Origin of the sequence: Actinopolymorpha sp. B11F2 (assembly GCF_040195635.1) — a bacterium.
GTDB lineage: Bacteria > Actinomycetota > Actinomycetes > Propionibacteriales > Actinopolymorphaceae > Thermasporomyces.
The window spans coordinates 47,932-64,719 of the sequence record NZ_JBEFTX010000001.1 but is presented as its reverse complement, the minus strand read 5'-3'; the positions used below and the strand labels follow the sequence as shown (position 1 = coordinate 64,719).

General features: G+C 70.6%; 17 protein-coding genes. 14 read left to right on the top strand and 3 right to left on the bottom strand.

Features of this window, described 5'->3' with window-relative positions; translation table 11 throughout:
- The first annotated feature begins 30 nt into the window (after positions 1–30).
- The 4 genes from ABN034_RS00330 to aroB all read left to right on the top strand — a co-directional run bounded on the left by ABN034_RS00330 (position 31) and on the right by aroB (position 3,641).
- The gene (locus ABN034_RS00330) at positions 31–735 is read left to right on the top strand and encodes a prepilin peptidase (protein WP_349688950.1); all 705 of its coding nucleotides are present in this window, start codon (positions 31–33) and stop codon (positions 733–735) included.
- A 91-nt stretch (positions 736–826) separates the two neighbouring features.
- Positions 827–2,008 carry a chorismate synthase gene (gene aroC / locus ABN034_RS00325; protein WP_349688949.1) on the top strand — a complete coding sequence of 394 codons (1,182 nt, stop codon included), beginning with the start codon at positions 827–829 and terminating at the stop codon, positions 2,006–2,008.
- On the top strand, positions 2,008–2,508 hold the full coding sequence (locus ABN034_RS00320; RefSeq protein WP_349688948.1) for a shikimate kinase: 501 nt from the start codon (positions 2,008–2,010) through the stop codon (positions 2,506–2,508). Before aroC ends, ABN034_RS00320 begins: the two co-directional genes overlap by 1 nt.
- Complete coding sequence (gene aroB, locus ABN034_RS00315) at positions 2,505–3,641, top strand: 3-dehydroquinate synthase (RefSeq protein WP_349688947.1); 1,137 nt, start codon at positions 2,505–2,507, stop codon at positions 3,639–3,641. Before ABN034_RS00320 ends, aroB begins: the two co-directional genes overlap by 4 nt.
- Positions 3,642–3,750: 109 nt before the next feature.
- Here aroB and ABN034_RS00310 read toward each other — a convergent pair whose 3' ends face one another.
- Positions 3,751–4,011, bottom strand: coding sequence for a metallothionein (locus ABN034_RS00310; RefSeq protein WP_349331554.1), 261 nt, complete (start codon positions 4,009–4,011; stop codon positions 3,751–3,753).
- A 141-nt stretch (positions 4,012–4,152) separates the two neighbouring features.
- Complete coding sequence (locus ABN034_RS00305) at positions 4,153–4,641, bottom strand: hypothetical protein (protein WP_349688946.1); 489 nt, start codon at positions 4,639–4,641, stop codon at positions 4,153–4,155.
- Between the two features lie 176 nt (positions 4,642–4,817).
- On the opposite strand from ABN034_RS00305, the gene aroQ reads away from it, so the two are divergent.
- The 4 genes from aroQ to nusB all read left to right on the top strand — a co-directional run bounded on the left by aroQ (position 4,818) and on the right by nusB (position 7,447).
- The gene (gene aroQ / locus ABN034_RS00300) at positions 4,818–5,258 is read left to right on the top strand and encodes a type II 3-dehydroquinate dehydratase (RefSeq protein WP_349688945.1); all 441 of its coding nucleotides are present in this window, start codon (positions 4,818–4,820) and stop codon (positions 5,256–5,258) included.
- A 45-nt stretch (positions 5,259–5,303) separates the two neighbouring features.
- Positions 5,304–6,389 (top strand): M24 family metallopeptidase, encoded by a 1,086-nt coding sequence (locus ABN034_RS00295; protein WP_349688944.1) that lies wholly within the window; start codon positions 5,304–5,306, stop codon positions 6,387–6,389.
- An 85-nt stretch (positions 6,390–6,474) separates the two neighbouring features.
- Positions 6,475–7,032 carry an elongation factor P gene (gene efp, locus ABN034_RS00290; protein WP_349331558.1) on the top strand — a complete coding sequence of 186 codons (558 nt, stop codon included), beginning with the start codon at positions 6,475–6,477 and terminating at the stop codon, positions 7,030–7,032.
- A gap of 4 nt (positions 7,033–7,036) precedes the next feature.
- Positions 7,037–7,447 (top strand): transcription antitermination factor NusB, encoded by a 411-nt coding sequence (gene nusB, locus ABN034_RS00285; RefSeq protein WP_349688943.1) that lies wholly within the window; start codon positions 7,037–7,039, stop codon positions 7,445–7,447.
- 127 nt (positions 7,448–7,574) lie between these two features.
- Here the strand turns inward: nusB and bldD are convergent, their stop codons facing one another.
- Entirely contained in the window at positions 7,575–8,078 is a 504-nt protein-coding gene (bldD, locus tag ABN034_RS00280; protein ID WP_349331560.1) for a transcriptional regulator BldD, read from the bottom strand.
- Positions 8,079–8,330: 252 nt separating this feature from the next.
- On the opposite strand from bldD, the gene pyrR reads away from it, so the two are divergent.
- The 6 genes from pyrR (at position 8,331) to pyrF (ending at position 16,724) form a co-directional block, all read left to right on the top strand.
- Positions 8,331–8,957, top strand: a complete 627-nt coding sequence (gene pyrR / locus ABN034_RS00275) for a bifunctional pyr operon transcriptional regulator/uracil phosphoribosyltransferase PyrR (protein ID WP_349688942.1) — start codon at positions 8,331–8,333, stop codon at positions 8,955–8,957.
- Positions 8,954–9,952 (top strand): aspartate carbamoyltransferase catalytic subunit, encoded by a 999-nt coding sequence (locus ABN034_RS00270; RefSeq protein ID WP_349688941.1) that lies wholly within the window; start codon positions 8,954–8,956, stop codon positions 9,950–9,952. The genes pyrR and ABN034_RS00270 overlap by 4 nt, the downstream gene beginning before the upstream one ends.
- A gap of 85 nt (positions 9,953–10,037) precedes the next feature.
- Entirely contained in the window at positions 10,038–11,351 is a 1,314-nt protein-coding gene (locus ABN034_RS00265; protein ID WP_349688940.1) for a dihydroorotase, read from the top strand.
- The gene (carA, locus tag ABN034_RS00260; protein WP_349688939.1) at positions 11,348–12,520 is read left to right on the top strand and encodes a glutamine-hydrolyzing carbamoyl-phosphate synthase small subunit; all 1,173 of its coding nucleotides are present in this window, start codon (positions 11,348–11,350) and stop codon (positions 12,518–12,520) included. The genes ABN034_RS00265 and carA overlap by 4 nt, the downstream gene beginning before the upstream one ends.
- Positions 12,520–15,852: a carbamoyl-phosphate synthase large subunit gene (gene carB / locus ABN034_RS00255; RefSeq protein ID WP_349688938.1), complete on the top strand. Its 3,333-nt coding sequence runs from the start codon at positions 12,520–12,522 to the stop codon at positions 15,850–15,852. The genes carA and carB overlap by 1 nt, the downstream gene beginning before the upstream one ends.
- A complete protein-coding gene (pyrF, locus tag ABN034_RS00250) occupies positions 15,849–16,724 on the top strand; it encodes an orotidine-5'-phosphate decarboxylase (protein ID WP_349688937.1) in 876 nt (291 codons plus the stop codon). Before carB ends, pyrF begins: the two co-directional genes overlap by 4 nt.
- Positions 16,725–16,788 lie beyond the last annotated feature (64 nt).

The following is a 16,788-nucleotide window of genomic DNA, read 5'->3' as shown; positions in this document are numbered from 1 at the left end:
CGGGCCCATCGTCATCTAAGCTCGCGACCCGTGACGTTCTCCGTGGCCCTGGTCGTGGCCTGCGCCGTGCTCGGGGGAGTGGCCGGCATGGTCGTCCCACGGTGGCTGGCCAGGCTGCCGGAGCCGCTCCTCGCCGACGGCGAGACCAAGACGCCGTACGCCGACCTGGCGCGCTGGCCCCCACTCCCCGTCGTGTGCGGGCTGGCACTGACCGTGGGCTGGGGTTTCATGGCCTGGAAGGTGGGAGCCGACCCGGTGCTGCCCGCCGTGCTCTACGTCGTCGTCACCGGGGTCCTCCTCGGGTACGTCGACCTGCGGGTGCGGCTGCTGCCCAACGCGGTCGTCCTGCCGTCGTACGCCGTCGTCGGTGCCCTGCTCGTCCTGGCCGCTGTCTTCTCGGGCCGCTGGGGGAGCCTTGCGTGGGCGGCGGTCGGTGGAGCCGCCTTGTGGGGGTTCCTGGCGCTCTTCGTGGTCCTCATGCCGTCGGGCATCGGGCTGGGCGACGCCAAGCTGGGTGGCGTTCTCGGCCTGTGCCTGGGCTGGTTCGGCCCTGCGTACGTCCTGCTGGGCACGTTCGCCGCCTTCGTGTTCGGCGGGCTCGTCAGCCTCGGGCTGATCGCTTCCCGGCGGGGCACGCTCAAGTCCGCGATCCCGTTCGGACCGTTCCTGATCCTCGGTTTCGTCGCGGCGGTCGCGTACGGGGACGATCTGATCCATTGGTACGGAATCCGATAGCGGGCGCGCAGCCGCCGGGGATCTCGGCCACGAACGGCGGGGCGGGCCGACCCGAGCGGGCCGCGCTCACCCCCCGTGACAGACTTCTGTCATGCTTCGCTGGCTCACCGCGGGCGAGTCCCACGGCCCCGCCCTGGTTGCGATCCTCGAAGGACTGCCCGCTGGCGTCCGCGTGACCTCCGACGACGTTGCCAACGCCCTCGCCCGGCGCAGGCTCGGCTACGGTCGCGGCGCGCGGATGTCGTTCGAACGCGACGACCTGGAGTTCGTCGGCGGCCTCCGCCACGGCAGCACCCTCGGCAGCCCGGTCGCGATCCGCGTCGGCAACACCGAGTGGCCCAAGTGGGAGCAGGTGATGGCGGCCGATCCGGTCGACCCGGAGATCCTCGAGGGTCTCGCCCGGAACGCACCGCTCACCCGCCCACGACCTGGGCACGCCGACCTGGTGGGGATGCAGAAGTACGGATTCGACGAGGCCCGCCCGGTGCTCGAACGCGCGAGTGCCCGCGAGACCGCGGCCCGCGTCGCGTTGGGCTCGGTCGCGACCGCCTTCCTCGACCAGGCCTACGACATCACCCTCGTGAGCCATGTCGTCGAGCTGGGCACCGTCCGCGCGAAGCCCGGCAGCGTACCTACCACCGCCGCGGACCGGGAGCGGATCGACGCCGACCCGGTGCGCTGCCTCGACCCCGAGACCAGTGCCGCGATGGTGGCCGAGGTCGACAACGCCCACAAGGAGGGCGACACGCTCGGCGGCGTCGTCGAGGTCGTCGCCTGGGGGCTCCCGCCCGGGCTCGGCAGCCACGTCCACTGGGACCGCCGCCTCGACGCGCGGCTCGCGGCCGCCCTCATGGGCATCCAGGCGATCAAGGGCGTCGAGGTCGGCGACGGGTTCGAACTCGCCCGGAGCCGCGGATCGGCGGCACAGGACGAGATCACCGCCACGCCGGACGGGATCAGGCGGACCTCCGGCCGTTCAGGCGGAACAGAAGGCGGTATGAGCACCGGAGAGACCCTGCGCGTCCGCGCGGCGATGAAGCCGATCTCGACCGTGCCGCGGGCGCTGCGGACGGTCGACGTCGCGACCGGCGAGGAGGCCCGCGCGAACCACCAGCGATCGGACGTCTGTGCCGTCCCCGCCGCCGGGATCGTGGCCGAGGCGATGGTGGCGCTCGTGCTCGCCGACGCGGCGCTGGAGAAGTTCGGCGGCGACTCGGTGACCGAGACCCGCCGCAACGCCCGGGCGTACCTCGACCAGCTGAAGATCCGGTGATGGCGCCGAAGGTCGTCCTGATCGGCCCGCCAGGATCAGGCAAGACCACCATCGGAGAGCTCGTCGCCGCGCGCCTTGAGGTGGGGTTCCGCGACACCGACGCCGACGTGGAGGCGAAGGCCGGCACCGCGATCTCCGACATCTTCGTCGAGCAGGGCGAGCCGGCGTTCCGGGCGCTCGAGCGGACCGCGGTCAAGACGGCTCTCGCCGAGCACGGGGGCGTCCTCGCGCTCGGCGGCGGCGCCGTCCTCGACGACCGCACCCGCAAGGACCTGTGCTCCCAGCGGGTCGTCTTCCTCGACGTGTCGCTGACCCACGCGGTTCGCCGGGTCGGGTTGGCCACCTCCCGACCGCTGCTGCTGGGCAACGTCCGGGGACAGCTGAAGCAGCTTCTCGACGCGAGGCGCCCGCTGTACGCCGAGGTGGCCACCGTGGCCGTCAGCACCGACGGGCGCGAGCCCGACGACATCGCCGACGAGATCGTGAGGTTCCTGTCATGACCGACGCGGGGGCGGAAAAGTCGGGCCGGAACGCACCCGAGCCGACGCGGGTGCGGGTCGAGACGGCGAAGCCCTACGACGTGGTCGTCGGCACGGGAGTCCTCGAGGAACTGTCCGGCCTGCTCGGGCCGGAGACCCGCCGGGTCGCCCTCGTCCACCAGGCCGCGCTCATCGACGTCGCCGAAGCGATCTGGCACGACCTCGCCGGACACGGGTACGTCGTGCACCTGCTCGACGTACCCGACGCCGAGCAGGCCAAGACGGCGCAGGTCGCCGCCACCTGCTGGTCCTCACTCGGGCGCTGGGGCTTCACCCGCTCAGACGTGGTGGTGGGGGTGGGTGGTGGTGCGACGACCGATCTCGCGGGTTTTGTCGCGGCTACCTGGCTGCGCGGTGTCCGCGTCGTCCAGGTCCCGACCACACTGGCGGGGATGGTCGACGCCGCACTGGGCGGCAAGACCGGGATCAACACCCCTGAGGGCAAGAACCTGGTCGGCGCCTTCCACGAACCCGCCGGGGTGCTCTGCGATCTGGCCACCCTGCGTACCCTCCCTGCCGACGACTATGCCAGCGGCCTCGCCGAGGTCGTCAAGTGCGGCTTCATCGCCGACCCGGTGATCCTCGACCTCATCGAACGCGATCCGGCTGCCGCCCTACGTCCGGACGGCCCGGTCACCCAGGACCTCGTCGAGCGTTCGGTCCGGGTGAAGGCCGCGGTCGTGGCAGACGACCTCACCGAGACGGCCGCCACCAGCGGCGGAGGGCTCGGCCGCGAGGTGCTCAACTACGGTCACACGTTCGGCCACGCCCTGGAACGTGCCGAGGGCTACCAGTGGCGGCACGGGCAGGCGGTCTCGGTCGGGCTGGTGTACGTCGCGGAACTGGCCAGGTTGGCCGGCCGGTTGGATGCCGGGACAGCGCAGCGGCACCGGGAGATCCTGGACAGCCTCGACCTCCCCACGTCCTACCGTCCCCACCAGTGGCCGACGCTTCTCGCCGGCATGCGGGTCGACAAGAAGGCCAGGGGAGACACGCTGCGGTTCGTCGTCCTGGACGGACTGGCCAAGCCGGGCATCCTCGAAGGCCCCGATGTCACCATGCTCCGAGAGGCCTACGACGCACTGACCGGATGACCTGGCTCTCGGGCGACCACTCCGAAGTCACGTGACTCCCAAGTCACGTGACTCCGGGTGGACCGGCCCCAGAGCCAGGCCGCGCCGGATCCGCGCAGCGCCCACAGTGCTAGGACGGGCGTGCTCCCGCGGTGTCCCTGACCTCGTCGCCGTGCTCGATGCCCGACACGCGGGCACAGTGGGCGCCGCAGAAGAACTGTCCGGCGACCTCGACGCCGTGCCCGACGATGCGGCACCCGCACTGCTCACAGACCGGTGCCAGTCGATGGATGGCGCACTCGAACGAGTCGAAGGTGTGCGCCTTGCCGGCGGTGGTGCGTACCTCGAAGGCCATCCAGTAGTCGTTCCCGCATACCTCGCAGATCGCCATCGAACCTCCTCCTTCCCGGCCGGCGTTCGCGCAGCGTCGCGTGGAGGGGTCGGAATGGGTGGCCGGTCCGGATGGTTCCCCTGGGCTACCTGCCCGGCATCGGGCCGAGGCAACCGGGAGTCAGGTCGGGCAAAGAGCCACTCAGAGGGAGCGGACGAACTTCTGGGCGTCCGGGATGTCCATGCCGGTCTCGTCGCAGACCAGCCGGATCGCCTCGACCTCCCGCCCGGCGGCGCGCAGGCTGCGGGCGCGTTCGGCGAGTCCACGCTCTCCGGGGGCCGCCGGCATCCCGTCGTCGGCGCGAGGGCTGATGTCCACTGCCTCACCCGTGATCACGGTCGCCGGCGGGCGGTGGCCGGTCTGGATGGCATCGACAAGGGCCCGCGCGTCGGCGAGGCCCAGGCCGGTGGCCCGCATGAGCTCCTTCACCGCCTGGACCTTCCTGCTCCGACCGAGCAGGCCGACCACGACGGAGAGCACCATGGGGTCGATCGGCTGCGACAAAAGCTTGGTCGGCCCTGGTTTCTGCTGCTCCTCGACGCTCGGCTGCTTCGCGTCTCTCGAGCGGAGGACGAACAAGACGACGACGATCACCGCCCCGACGAGAAGGATGAGCAGCAGATCGTTCACGAGAGGATGCTAGCCGCCGTGACGCCGGGAGTCGCCACGGCGACCGGTAGGCGCCATGTCCGGCTGGTGCCAATGGAGCATTTCCGGCGAGCACTCCGGCGAAAACCGGGTCAGGCCGGCCGCGCCTGCCTCTGCGAGCCGATCATGATCACCGGGGCGGACACTAGGCTGAGCACGTGCGCGTACTCGTCCTGAACGGCCCCAACCTCGCCCGCCTCGGTTCCAGGGAACCGGACGTCTACGGCTCGCTGTCCTACTCCGACCTGGCCGCCGAGTGCGGCAAGACCGGAGCGGAACTCGGCCTCGACGTCGACGTACGCCAGACCGACAGCGAGGCCGAGCTGATCCGCTGGCTGCACGAGGCGGCCGACGCCTCCACACCGGTCGTCCTCAACCCCGCGGCCTTCACGCACTACTCCTACGCCGTCCGCGACGCGTGTGCACAGCTCACGGCGCCGCTCATCGAGGTGCACCTCACGAACCCCGGGCGCCGCGAGGAGTTCCGGCACACGAGCGTCGTCTCAGGGGTCGCGACCGGCACCATCGCGGGGTTCGGGTTCGACTCCTACCGGCTCGCGCTCCGCGCCCTGGCGAACCTGCCCGGAACACCTCGCTGACGTTTCGACTTGCGGGGACCTCACTCCCGCGCTTGGCTGGATGTCGTGCCCGACATCCATGCCGCCCGGCGAGAGCGGCTTCGCAGCGTCCTGGCCGGCACGGACGTTCCGGCCGCGTTGGTGAGCGCCCTGGTCAACGTCCGTTACCTGTCCGGTTTCACCGGCTCCAACGCTGCCCTTCTGGTGGCGGTGGACGGCACGTGCGTCCTCGCGACGGACGGCCGTTACGGCGACCAGGCGGCGGCGGAGTGCCCTGACGTCGACATCGTGGTCGACCGGCGCCTGCTGCCTGTCCTGGTCCAGCACGCTGTGGAGATACCCGTCACCCGGCTGGGCGTGGAGACACATGCGTTGACCGTCGACGCTCTGGCCGCGATCCACAGCGACCACGCCGGGCTCGAGACGCCGACGCTGGCGCGGGCCGTCGAGGGCTTGCGGATCGAGAAGGACGATACCGAGCTGGACCACATTCGTACCGCCTGTGCGATGTCGTGCCGGGCCTTGGAGGGACTGCTCGGCACCACGTTGCTGGGACGGACCGAGCGTGCCATCGCGCGGGACCTCGAATACCGGATGTACGCCGAAGGCGCCGAAGGCCTCGCATTCGCCACGATCGTCGCATCCGGCCCGCACGCAGCCATCCCGCACCATCAGCCCACGGATCGCGAGCTGGAGCGCGGCGACTTCCTCACCATCGACTTCGGCGCCAGACACGCCGGATACCACGCCGACTGCACGCGCACGTTCGTGGTGGGCGGCGAGCCCGTCGAATGGCAGCGGGAGATCTACGACGTCGTACGCACCGCACAACGCGCCGCCCGGCACGCGGTCGCGCCGGGGGCCAAGCTCGCCGACGTCGACGCCGCCGCCCGAGACGTGGTGGCCGAGGCAGGCTATGGCGAGCGGTTCACCCATGGTCTGGGCCACGGAGTGGGGCTTCAGATCCACGAGGACCCGTTCTTCGCCAGGACTGCGGAGGGTAAACTCGGCGGTCGCGCTCCCGTCACCGTCGAACCCGGGATCTATCTTCCGGACCGCGGCGGCGTCCGCATCGAGGACACCGTGATCGTGCGCGGTGGCCGACCGGAGCTGCTCACCCCGACCACCAGAGACCTGCTCGTCCTCGACTGAGCCGGACGCGGGAGTCGATGAGCGCGTGCCCGGCAGACCCGCCGGACCGACACGCACCAACCAGGAGCTGAGAGGCGAGACTGCAGTGGCCACCACGAACGACCTCAAGAACGGCATGGTTCTCAACCTCGACGGGCAGCTCTGGAGCGTCCTGTGGTTCCAGCACCACAAGCCGGGCAAAGGCGGCGCTGTGGTCCGGACGAAGCTCAAGAGCGTGCTCTCCGGCAAGGTCGTCGACAAGACGTTCAACGCAGACGTGAAGGTCGAGGTCGCCACCGTCGACCGGCGCGAGATGACCTACCTCTACAACGACGGGGAGTCCTACGTCTTCATGGACTCGACGACCTATGACCAGCTGCCGCTCTCGCCCGACGTCGTGGGCGAGGCGTCGCACTTCCTGCTCGAGAACCAGTCGGCGACCGTGGCGGTGCACGAGGGGACGCCGCTCTACATCGACCTTCCCGCCTCGGTGGAGCTGGCGATCGAGTACACCGAGCCGGGGCTGCAGGGCGATCGGTCCAGCGGCGGTACCAAGCCGGCCCGACTGGAGACGGGGTACGAGATCCAGGTGCCGCTGTTCATCACCACTGGCGAGAAGGTCAAGGTCGACACCCGCTCAGGCGACTACCTCGGGAGGGTGTAGTCCGGTGCCGGCGCGGACGAAGGCGCGGCAGCGGGCGCTCGAGGTCCTCTACGAGGCCGAGCTGCGCGACCGGTCACGGCTCAGCACCCTTGCGGATCGGCGTGAGGCCGCCGATCCGCCCATTTCGGACTACACCGTCCGGCTCGTCGAAGGGGTGGAGACACACGCCGAACGCCTGGACGAGCTCCTGGGCGAGCACGCCAAGGGGTGGAGCCTCGCGCGGATGGCGCCCGTCGACCGCAACATCCTCCGGCTCGGGGCCTACGAGCTTCTCTACGCCGACGACGTGCCTGACCCGGTGGCGATCAGCGAGGCCGTACGCATGGCGCGGGAGCTGTCCGGCGAGGAGGCTCCAGCGTTCGTCAACGGGCTCCTGGCGCGGCTGCTCGAGCTCAAGCCGACCCTGCTGACCTGACGATGGGACAGCCGCCCCGCCACGAACCCGTGGCAGGGCGGCTGTGTTGATCGCTCCGCCGACGCACTTTCCTGGACGGGCCAAGGGGCGCCGCAAGAGGGAGCAGAGTGCGCGGCGCGGCCCTCGCTCAGCTCTCGTCGTCGGAGACGGCCTCGGCCGCTTCGGCGTTCAACACACCCCACGCGACCAGCCGGTCTGCGAGGATGCTGGGCCGCTCGTCGTAGATCACGGCCAGGGTGCGCATGTCCTCCTGGCGGATCGAGAGCACCTTCCCGTTGTAGTCGCCGCGCTGTGCCTGGATGGTCGCGGCATAACGGGCGAGCGGGGCGACCTCGACTCCTTCGAGCTGGCCGAGGCGTTCGAGGTCGAGGACGAGCCGCGGCGGCGGCTCGGCGGCGGCGCCGATCGGACCGACGCCGGGGAGCAGCTCGGTGATCGGTACGCCGTAGAACTCCGCTAGCTCGGACAGCTTCTGGACGGTCACTGCCCGGTCTCCGCGTTCGTACGAGCCGACCACGACCGCCTTCCAGCGGCCCTTGGACTTCTGCTCGACCCCGTGGAGGGAGAGCCCCTGCTGCTGCCTGATGGCGCGGAGTTTCGCACCCAGGGACCTGGCGTAGTCGCTCGGCATCCGTGCTCACTCATCCTTGATCTTCGAGGGACACGGAGACGCCGCGTCCAAGATGGTCACGGAGCGTGACGGTAACCCGGAGCGACCTCCACGTCAAGCCGACGCGACGGAACTGGACCGTTCTGACGATCTTCACGCGCCTGGCGACACGCCGGCGGTACCCGACTTCGGCCGGCTGGCTGCTACCGTCTCAAGCGTTGTCCGACATCCTTTAACGACCCGTCCAGAGAGGCGGGGAAGGAGGTTCGGCAGGTGCCTGCTGCCCATGATCCGCAGCACAGGACCGCCGCCGCGTCCCGTGCCCCGGTCAACGCCCGTGACGGCACGGCGCGCGAGGTCCTCGACGAGGCCGACATCTCCCGCGCGCTCACCCGCGTCGCCCACGAGATCCTCGAACGCAACAAGGGCGCCCGCGAGGTCGTCCTGCTCGGCATTCCAAGCCGCGGGGTCGAGCTGGCCCGCCGGATCGGTGAGCGGATCGCCGCGGTGGAGGGCTCCTTCGGCGGGATCGGCGCCCTCGACGTCACGATGTACCGCGACGATCTCCGGATGCGCCCCACCCGCGCCCTCGGCTACACCGAGATCCCTGACGGCGGCATCGACGGCCGCGTGGTGGTCCTGGTCGATGACGTCCTCTTCTCGGGCCGGACGATCCGCGCCGCACTCACCGCCCTGGACGACATCGGCCGTCCCCGGGCGGTCCAGCTCGCCGTTCTCGTCGACCGGGGGCACCGCGAGTTGCCGGTCCGGGCCGACTTCGTGGGCAAGAACCTCCCGACCGCTGCCCAGGAACGCGTGACGGTGCTCCTGCGGGAGTCCGATGGTCGTGAGGCCGTCGTGATCGCGAAGGACCCGACCGCGGGGGAGGCGACACCGTGAAGCATCTGCTCTCCGCAGGCGATCTCGACCGGGATGAAGCCCTGCTGGTGCTCGACACGGCAGAGAAGCTGCGCGAGCTCGCCGACCGGCCGATCAAGAAGCTGCCGACCCTGCGCGGGCGTACGGTCGTCAATCTGTTCTTCGAGGACTCGACCCGCACGAGGATCTCGTTCGAGGCGGCCGCCAAACGCCTGTCCGCGGACGTGATCAACTTCTCCGCCAAGGGATCGAGTGTGGAGAAGGGCGAGAGCCTCAAGGACACCGCGCTCACTCTCGAGGCCATGGGCGCCGATGCCGTCGTCGTCCGGCACTGGGCAAGTGGGGCACCACACCGGCTCGCGTCATCCGGATGGATCCGCAGCAGCGTGGTCAACGCCGGGGACGGTACGCATGAGCACCCGACGCAGGCGCTCCTCGACGCGTTCACGATGCGCCGCCACCTGGGCGCCCTGGACGGGCGTCGGGTCGCGATCGTCGGCGACGTCCTGCACAGCCGGGTGGCGCGCTCCAACGTCCTACTGCTCGCCACCCTGGGCGCCGATGTCACGCTCGTCGCGCCGCCGACTCTGCTCCCGGTGGGGGTGGAGAGCTGGGCATGCGCGACGTCGTACGACCTGGACTCCCTGCTCCCGAAGACCGACGTCGTGATGATGCTGCGGGTCCAGCGCGAACGCATGCCGCATCCCCCCGGGAGCGACCCGGGACCCCGAAGTCCGGCGTTCTTCCCGAACGCACGCGAGTACAGCCGCCGCTACGGGCTGGACGCCGCACGGATGGCCGCGCTGCCGGAGCACGCCCTCGTCATGCATCCGGGTCCGATGAACCGTGGCATGGAGATCTCGGCCGACGTGGCCGACTCTTCCCGGTCGGTGATCGTGGAGCAGGTCACCAACGGCGTCGCGGTGCGGATGGCGGTGCTCTACCTGCTGCTGGCCGGTGGGGTTCCGGCCACGGACGAGACCGTGCCCGAGCAACGAAGGCGAGAGCAAGCATGAGCGCGAGGAGCCCCCACGGAGGGACGCCGAGGTACGAGGTGTGCCGGAGTGAGGCACCGCAGCGGTCATGCGAAAGGGGAACGGCATGAGCGAGCGAATCAGTAGGCACAGCAGGAAGTCCTACGTTCTTCGCGGCGGACGCCCGTACGGCGGCGATCCCACCGATCTGGTCCTCAAGGACGGCGTGATCGCCGAGATCGGGCAGAACCTGTCCGGGCCGCGCGCCGGCACGGTCGACGTCACCGGTCTCGTCGTGCTGCCAGGTCTGGTCGACCTTCACACGCACCTGCGTGAGCCCGGCCGGGAGGACGCCGAGACGGTCGAGTCCGGCACCGTCGCCGCCGCGAGGGGCGGCTACACCGCCGTGTTCGCGATGCCCAACACCGATCCGGCGGCCGACACGGCGGGGGTCGTCGAGCAGGTCTACCGGCTGGGTCAGGACGCCGGGCACTGCGACGTCCAACCCATCGGTGCCGTCACGGTCGGTCGAGCGGGCCGGCAACTCGCCGAGCTGGGGGCGATGGCGGAGTCAGCGGCCAGGGTGCGGGTCTTCTCCGACGACGGAGACTGCGTGTCCGACGCGGTACTGATGCGCCGGGCGCTCGAGTACGTCAAGGCGTTCGACGGCGTGATCGCCCAGCACGCGCAGGAACCCCGGCTGACCGAGGGCGCCCAGATGAACGAAGGTGCGCTCTCCGGCACTCTCGGCCTGCCGGGCTGGCCGGCGGTGGCGGAGGAGGCGATCATCGCCCGCGATGTCCTGCTGGCCGCGCACGTCGGCTCCCGGGTGCACGTCTGCCACCTGTCGACCGCCGGATCGGTGGAGATCGTGCGCTGGGCAAAGAGCCGCGGTTACCCGGTGACGGCGGAGGTGACACCGCACCACCTGTTGCTCACCGAGGACCTGGTGGCGAGCTACGACCCGATCTACAAGGTCAATCCGCCGCTGCGTTCGGCGTCGGACGTGGAGGCGCTTCGCGCCGCCCTGGCCGACGGCACGATCGACTGCGTGGCAACCGACCACGCGCCACATCCGGTCGAGGACAAGGAGTGCGAGTGGGCCGCCGCGGCGATGGGGATGGTCGGGCTGGAGACGGCGCTCAGCGTGGTCCAGCAGGCGATGGTCGACACCGGGCTGCTCGACTGGTCGGGGGTCGCCGACCGGATGGCCTACCAACCGGCGCGGATCGGTCGCCTCGGTGGACAGGGCCAGCCGCTCGAGGTCGGGGCGCCGGCCAACCTGACGCTCTACGATCCGGCCGCGCCCTGGGTGGTCGAGCCGGCCGACCTGGTGAGCAGGTCACGGAACACCCCCTACGCCGGAACGACGCTGCCGGGCCAGGTTGTGGCGACGTTCCTGCGGGGACGGCCGACGGTGCTTGACGGGAAGCCCCAGTGACGGCGTACGCGGGCGAGGGCGGCAGGCAGTCCAGGACCACCGGGCCGCCGGCGCTGCTCGTCCTGGAGGACGGCCGGGTCTTTCGCGGTCATGCCTACGGCGCGGAGGGAGAGACCTTCGGCGAGGCGGTCTTCGCCACGGGCATGACGGGCTACCAGGAGACGCTGACCGACCCGTCGTACCACCGGCAGGTCGTGATCCAGACCGCCCCTCACATCGGCAACACCGGGGTCAACGACGACGACCCCGAGTCCCGCCGGATCTGGGTGGCGGGCTACGTCGTGCGCGACCCCGCGCGGGTGCCGTCCAGCTGGCGGTCGCGGGGGAGCCTCGCCGACGCGCTGGCCGCCGACGGTGTGGTCGGGATCGCGGGTGTCGACACCCGCGCGCTCACCCGGCATCTGCGCGAGCGGGGTGCGATGCGGGTCGGCATCTCCAGTGTCGAGGGCGATCCGCGGGCGTTGCTGGCGCGGGTGCTCGGCGCGCCCACCATGAAGGGCGCGGCCCTGGTCGACGAGGTGACGACACCCGAGCCCTATGTCGTCCCCGCGCAGGGCGGGAAGAGGTTCACGGTCGCCGCGGTCGACCTCGGTATCAAGGCGATGACACCGCACCGGATGGCCGAGCGAGGCATCGAGGTACACGTCCTGCCGTCGACCTCCACGCTCGACGACGTGCTCGCGGTCGAGCCCGACGGGGTCTTCATGTCCAACGGACCCGGTGACCCGGAGCCGCTGGAGCACGCCGTGGGAGTCCTCCGAGGAGTCCTGGCGGCGGGCAGGCCGTTCTTCGGCATCTGCCTGGGCAACCAGGTCTTCGGCCGGGCCCTCGGCTTCGGTACGTACAAACTCCCGTTCGGCCACCGCGGCATCAACCAGCCCGTGCAGGACCGGACGACCGGCAAGGTGGAGGTGACGGCCCACAACCACGGCTTCGCCGTGGACGCGCCGGCCGACCGTCCCACGGAGACGGCCTACGGCACCGCGACGGTCAGCCACGTGTGCCTGAACGACCGGGTCGTGGAGGGTCTGGAGCTCCGCGACGGCAAGGACGCGTTGACGGCGTTCTCGGTGCAGTACCACCCCGAGGCGGCGGCCGGCCCGCACGACGCCGCGTACCTCTTCGATCGCTTCACCGATCTCATGGCAACCCGAGGGAGTACCCGCTGATGCCCAGGCGTACGGACATCTCCTCGGTTCTCGTCATCGGCTCCGGCCCGATCGTGATCGGCCAGGCCTGCGAGTTCGACTACTCCGGGACCCAGGCGTGTCGGGTGCTGCGCGACGAGGGCCTGCGCGTGGTACTGGTCAACTCCAACCCGGCGACGATCATGACCGACCCGGAGTTCGCGGACGCGACCTACGTCGAGCCCATCACCCCGGAGTACGTCGAGAAGGTCATCGCGGCCGAACGCCCGGACGCGCTGCTCGCGACCCTCGGCGGCCAGACGGCCCTCAACGCCGCGGTCGCGCTGCACGAGTCCGGCGTCCTCGCGAAGTACGGCGTGGAGCTGATCGGTGCGTCGATCGAGGCGATCCAGCGGGGTGAGAACCGCGAGTCGTTCAAACGGATCGTCGAGGAACTCGGCGCCGAGGTGGCGCAGAGCCGGATCTGTCACACCCTCGCGGAGTGCCTCGCCGCGGCGGAGGAGCTGCGCTATCCGGTGGTCGTCCGTCCGTCGTTCACGATGGGCGGGGCAGGCTCTGGCATGGCCTACGACGCCGACGACCTGCACCGGATCGCGGGCGCGGGCCTCGCGGCGAGTCCGACCACCGAGGTGCTGCTGGAGGAGTCGATCCTCGGCTGGAAGGAGTACGAGCTCGAGGTCATGCGCGACCGGGCGGACAACGTGGTCATCGTCTGCTCGATCGAGAACGTCGACCCGATGGGGGTGCACACCGGCGACTCGGTGACGGTCGCGCCGGCGATGACGCTGACCGACCGCGAGTACCAACACATGCGCGACATCGCGATCGGGGTCATCCGCGCGGTCGGGGTCGACACCGGTGGCTGCAACATCCAGTTCGCGGTCGACCCACGCGACGGCCGGATGATCGTCATCGAGATGAACCCGCGGGTGTCGCGGTCGAGTGCCCTGGCCTCGAAGGCGACCGGCTTCCCGATCGCCAAGATCGCCGCGAAGGTGGCGCTGGGTTACACCCTCGACGAGATCCCCAACGACATCACCTCGGCAGGCGACTACGGAACCCCGGCGAGTTTCGAGCCGACGCTCGACTACGTGGTGGTGAAGGTGCCGCGGTTCGCGTTCGAGAAGTTCCCGCACGCCGACCCTACGCTCACCACGCACATGAAGAGCGTGGGTGAGGCGATGGCGATCGGGCGGAACTTCACCGAGGCGCTGCAGAAGGCGCTGCGTTCGATCGAGAAGCGCGCCGCCATCCTGTCCTGGGTGGGTGCACCTCGCGACAAGGACGAGTTGCTCGCGCTCATTCGTACACCCCACGACGGGCGGCTCGGCGTCGTGGTGGAAGCCATCCGGGCGGGCGCGACCGTCGAGGAGCTGTACGCCGCGAGCGGGATCGACCCGTGGTTCCTCGACCAGTTGGTCCTGCTGGACGAGATCGCGACCGACCTCGCCGAGGCGCCTCAGCTCGCACCCGACCTGGTGCGCCGGGCCAAGAGGCACGGGTTCGCCGACGCGCAGATCGGCGCCATCCGGGGGATGCGGGAGGACGTCGTACGCGGCGTGCGGTGGGCCCTTGGCATCCGGCCGGTCTTCAAGACCGTCGACACCTGCGCGGCGGAGTTCGCGGCGAAGACGCCGTACCACTACTCGAGCTACGACGAGGAGAGCGAGGTCGCGGGCCGCGACAAGCCGGCCGTCATCATCCTCGGTTCGGGTCCCAACCGGATCGGCCAGGGCATCGAGTTCGACTACTCCTGCGTCCACGCCGCACTCGCCCTCGCCGACTGTCCCGACAACGACGGTGCGGGTTACGAGACGGTGATGGTCAACTGCAACCCGGAGACCGTCTCCACCGACTACGACACGAGCGACCGGCTCTACTTCGAACCGCTCACGCTGGAGGACGTCCTCGAGGTCGTGCACGCCGAACAGCAGGCCGGCCCCGTCGCCGGTGTCGTCTGCCAGCTCGGCGGCCAGACGCCGCTCGGCCTCGCCCAGGGACTCGAGGACGAGGGCGTCCGGATCGTCGGTACCACGCCGGAGGCGATCCACCTCGCCGAGGAACGCGGAGCGTTCGGACGCGTCCTCGCCGACGCCGGACTGCCCGCGCCGAAGCACGGCACGGCGACGTCGTTCGCGGAGGCGAAGGCGATCGCCGACGAGATCGGGTTCCCCGTGCTCGTGCGTCCTTCGTACGTCCTGGGCGGGCGCGGCATGGAGATCGTCTACGACGACAAGGCGCTGGAGTCCTACATCGCCCGGGCGACCGCGATCTCGCCGGAGCATCCGGTCCTGGTCGACCGGTTCCTCGACGACGCGGTCGAGATCGACGTGGATGCGCTCTACGACGGCGAGGAGCTGTTCCTCGGCGGCGTGATGGAGCACATCGAGGAGGCCGGCATCCACTCTGGCGATTCGGCTTGCGCCCTGCCACCGATCACCCTCGGCCGGGAGGAGATCGACCGGATCCGTGTCTCGACCGAGGGAATCGCGCACGGTGTCGGTGTCCGAGGCCTGCTCAACGTGCAGTACGCACTGGCGGGCGACGTGCTCTACGTCCTCGAAGCGAACCCGCGGGCCTCGCGCACGGTCCCGTTCGTCTCGAAGGCCACCGCGACCCCGCTGGCCAAGGCGGCGGCCCGGGTCATGCTCGGCGCGACCATCGCGGACCTCCGGGCCGAAGGTCTGCTCCCCGCGACCGGCGACGGCGGCCACCTCCCACCCACCGCCCCCATCGCGGTCAAGGAAGCGGTCATGCCGTTCAACCGGTTCCGTACCCCCGACGGTCGCACCGTCGACACCCTGCTCGGCCCCGAGATGCGTTCCACGGGCGAGGTCATGGGCATCGACGCCGGCTTCGGCGTCGCCTTCGCGAAGTCTCAGGCCGGCGCCTACGGCGGTGCGCTCCCCACCAAGGGGCGGGTCTTCGTCTCCGTGGCCAACCGCGACAAGCGGCACATGATCTTCCCGGTCAAGCGCCTCGCGGACCTCGGCTTCGAGATCCTCGCGACCGAAGGAACCGCGGCCGTCCTGCGCCGCAACGGCGTCGTCGCCACCGTCGTCCGCAAGGCGACGCAGGGACCGGGCCCGGCGGGCGAGCCGACCATCGTCCAGCGCATCATCGACGGCGAGGTCGACCTCATCGTCAACACCCCGCGCGGCACGACGTCCGGCGGTAGTCCGCGCATCGACGGCTACGAGATCCGGACCGCCGCCATCATGGGCAGCATCGCCTGCATCACCACGGTGCAGGGTCTCGCCGCGGCGGTGCAGGGGATCGAGGCGCTGCGAGCCGGCGAGATCGGGGTGCGGTCGTTGCAGGACTGGGCACGAGCACTACGGGAGGACCAGTGAGTCGACAGCTCCTCGAGGAGGACCGCCCGGTGGGATCGGATGTGACTCCGTTCGGGACCAGGCTGCGTGCCGCCATGGACGCGCGCGGACCCTTGTGCGCGGGCATCGACCCGCACCCGTCGCTGCTGGCCGCCTGGGATCTGTCTGACGACCCGAGCGGTCTCGAACGCTTCGCCCTGACCGCCACGGAAGCCCTGGCGCCCCAGGTGTCGGTGGTCAAGCCGCAGTCCGCGTTCTTCGAACGTCACGGCAGCCGCGGGATCGCCGTCCTGGAGCAGGTGATCGCCCTCTCGCGCGAGGCTGGCGCGATCGTGTTGTTGGACGGCAAACGCGGTGACATCGGCTCCACCGTCCGGGCGTACGCCGACGCCTATCTCGAACCGTCGTCCCCGCTCTTCGTCGACGCCGTGACCGCACACCCTTACCTGGGTTACGGCTCCCTGCGGCCGTTCTTCGACAGTGCCGACCGCTTCGGTTGCGGTGTCTTCGTCCTCGCGCTCACGTCCAACCCCGAGGGCCCCGAGGTCCAGGCGGCCCGGCAGCCGGACGGACGCACGGTCGCAGGGAGCCTCCTCGACCGGATCGCGGCCGCGAACGCCGGAGCCGTCCCGCTGGGCTCCGTCGGGGCCGTCGTCGGCGCCACCGTGGGGGAGACCGGGGAGGACTTCGCCCGACTCAACGGGCCCATCCTCGCGCCGGGCTTCGGCGCTCAGGGCGGAACCGCCGCGGACCTGAAACGGATCTTCGGGGCGGGCCTGCCCCACGTCCTTCCGGCCACCTCCCGTGGACTCCTCCAGGCGGGGCCGACCATGCAGGGCCTCCGCGAAGCGGCCGCCCGCACCGCGGAAGAGCTTGCCGCCGTCCTCACCTGACGCCCACGGCCGTGCGCACGCACGCCCCGCCGCCGCACGCATGGCCACGCCGCCGCACGCATGG

Excerpts from the sequence above, each read along its gene's own strand:
- aroC (WP_349688949.1), top strand. The coding sequence starts at position 827 with ATGCTTCGCTGGCTCACCGCGGGCGAGTCCCACGGCCCCGCCCTGGTT.
- ABN034_RS00320 (WP_349688948.1), top strand. The coding sequence starts at position 2,008 with ATGGCGCCGAAGGTCGTCCTGATCGGCCCGCCAGGATCAGGCAAGACC.
- aroB (WP_349688947.1), top strand. The coding sequence starts at position 2,505 with ATGACCGACGCGGGGGCGGAAAAGTCGGGCCGGAACGCACCCGAGCCG.
- ABN034_RS00310 (WP_349331554.1), bottom strand. The coding sequence starts at position 4,011 with ATGGCGATCTGCGAGGTATGCGGGAACGACTACTGGATGGCCTTCGAG.
- bldD (WP_349331560.1), bottom strand. The coding sequence starts at position 8,078 with ATGCCGAGCGACTACGCCAGGTCCCTGGGTGCGAAACTCCGCGCCATC.
- ABN034_RS00265 (WP_349688940.1), top strand. The coding sequence starts at position 10,038 with ATGAGCGAGCGAATCAGTAGGCACAGCAGGAAGTCCTACGTTCTTCGC.
- carB (WP_349688938.1), top strand. The coding sequence starts at position 12,520 with ATGCCCAGGCGTACGGACATCTCCTCGGTTCTCGTCATCGGCTCCGGC.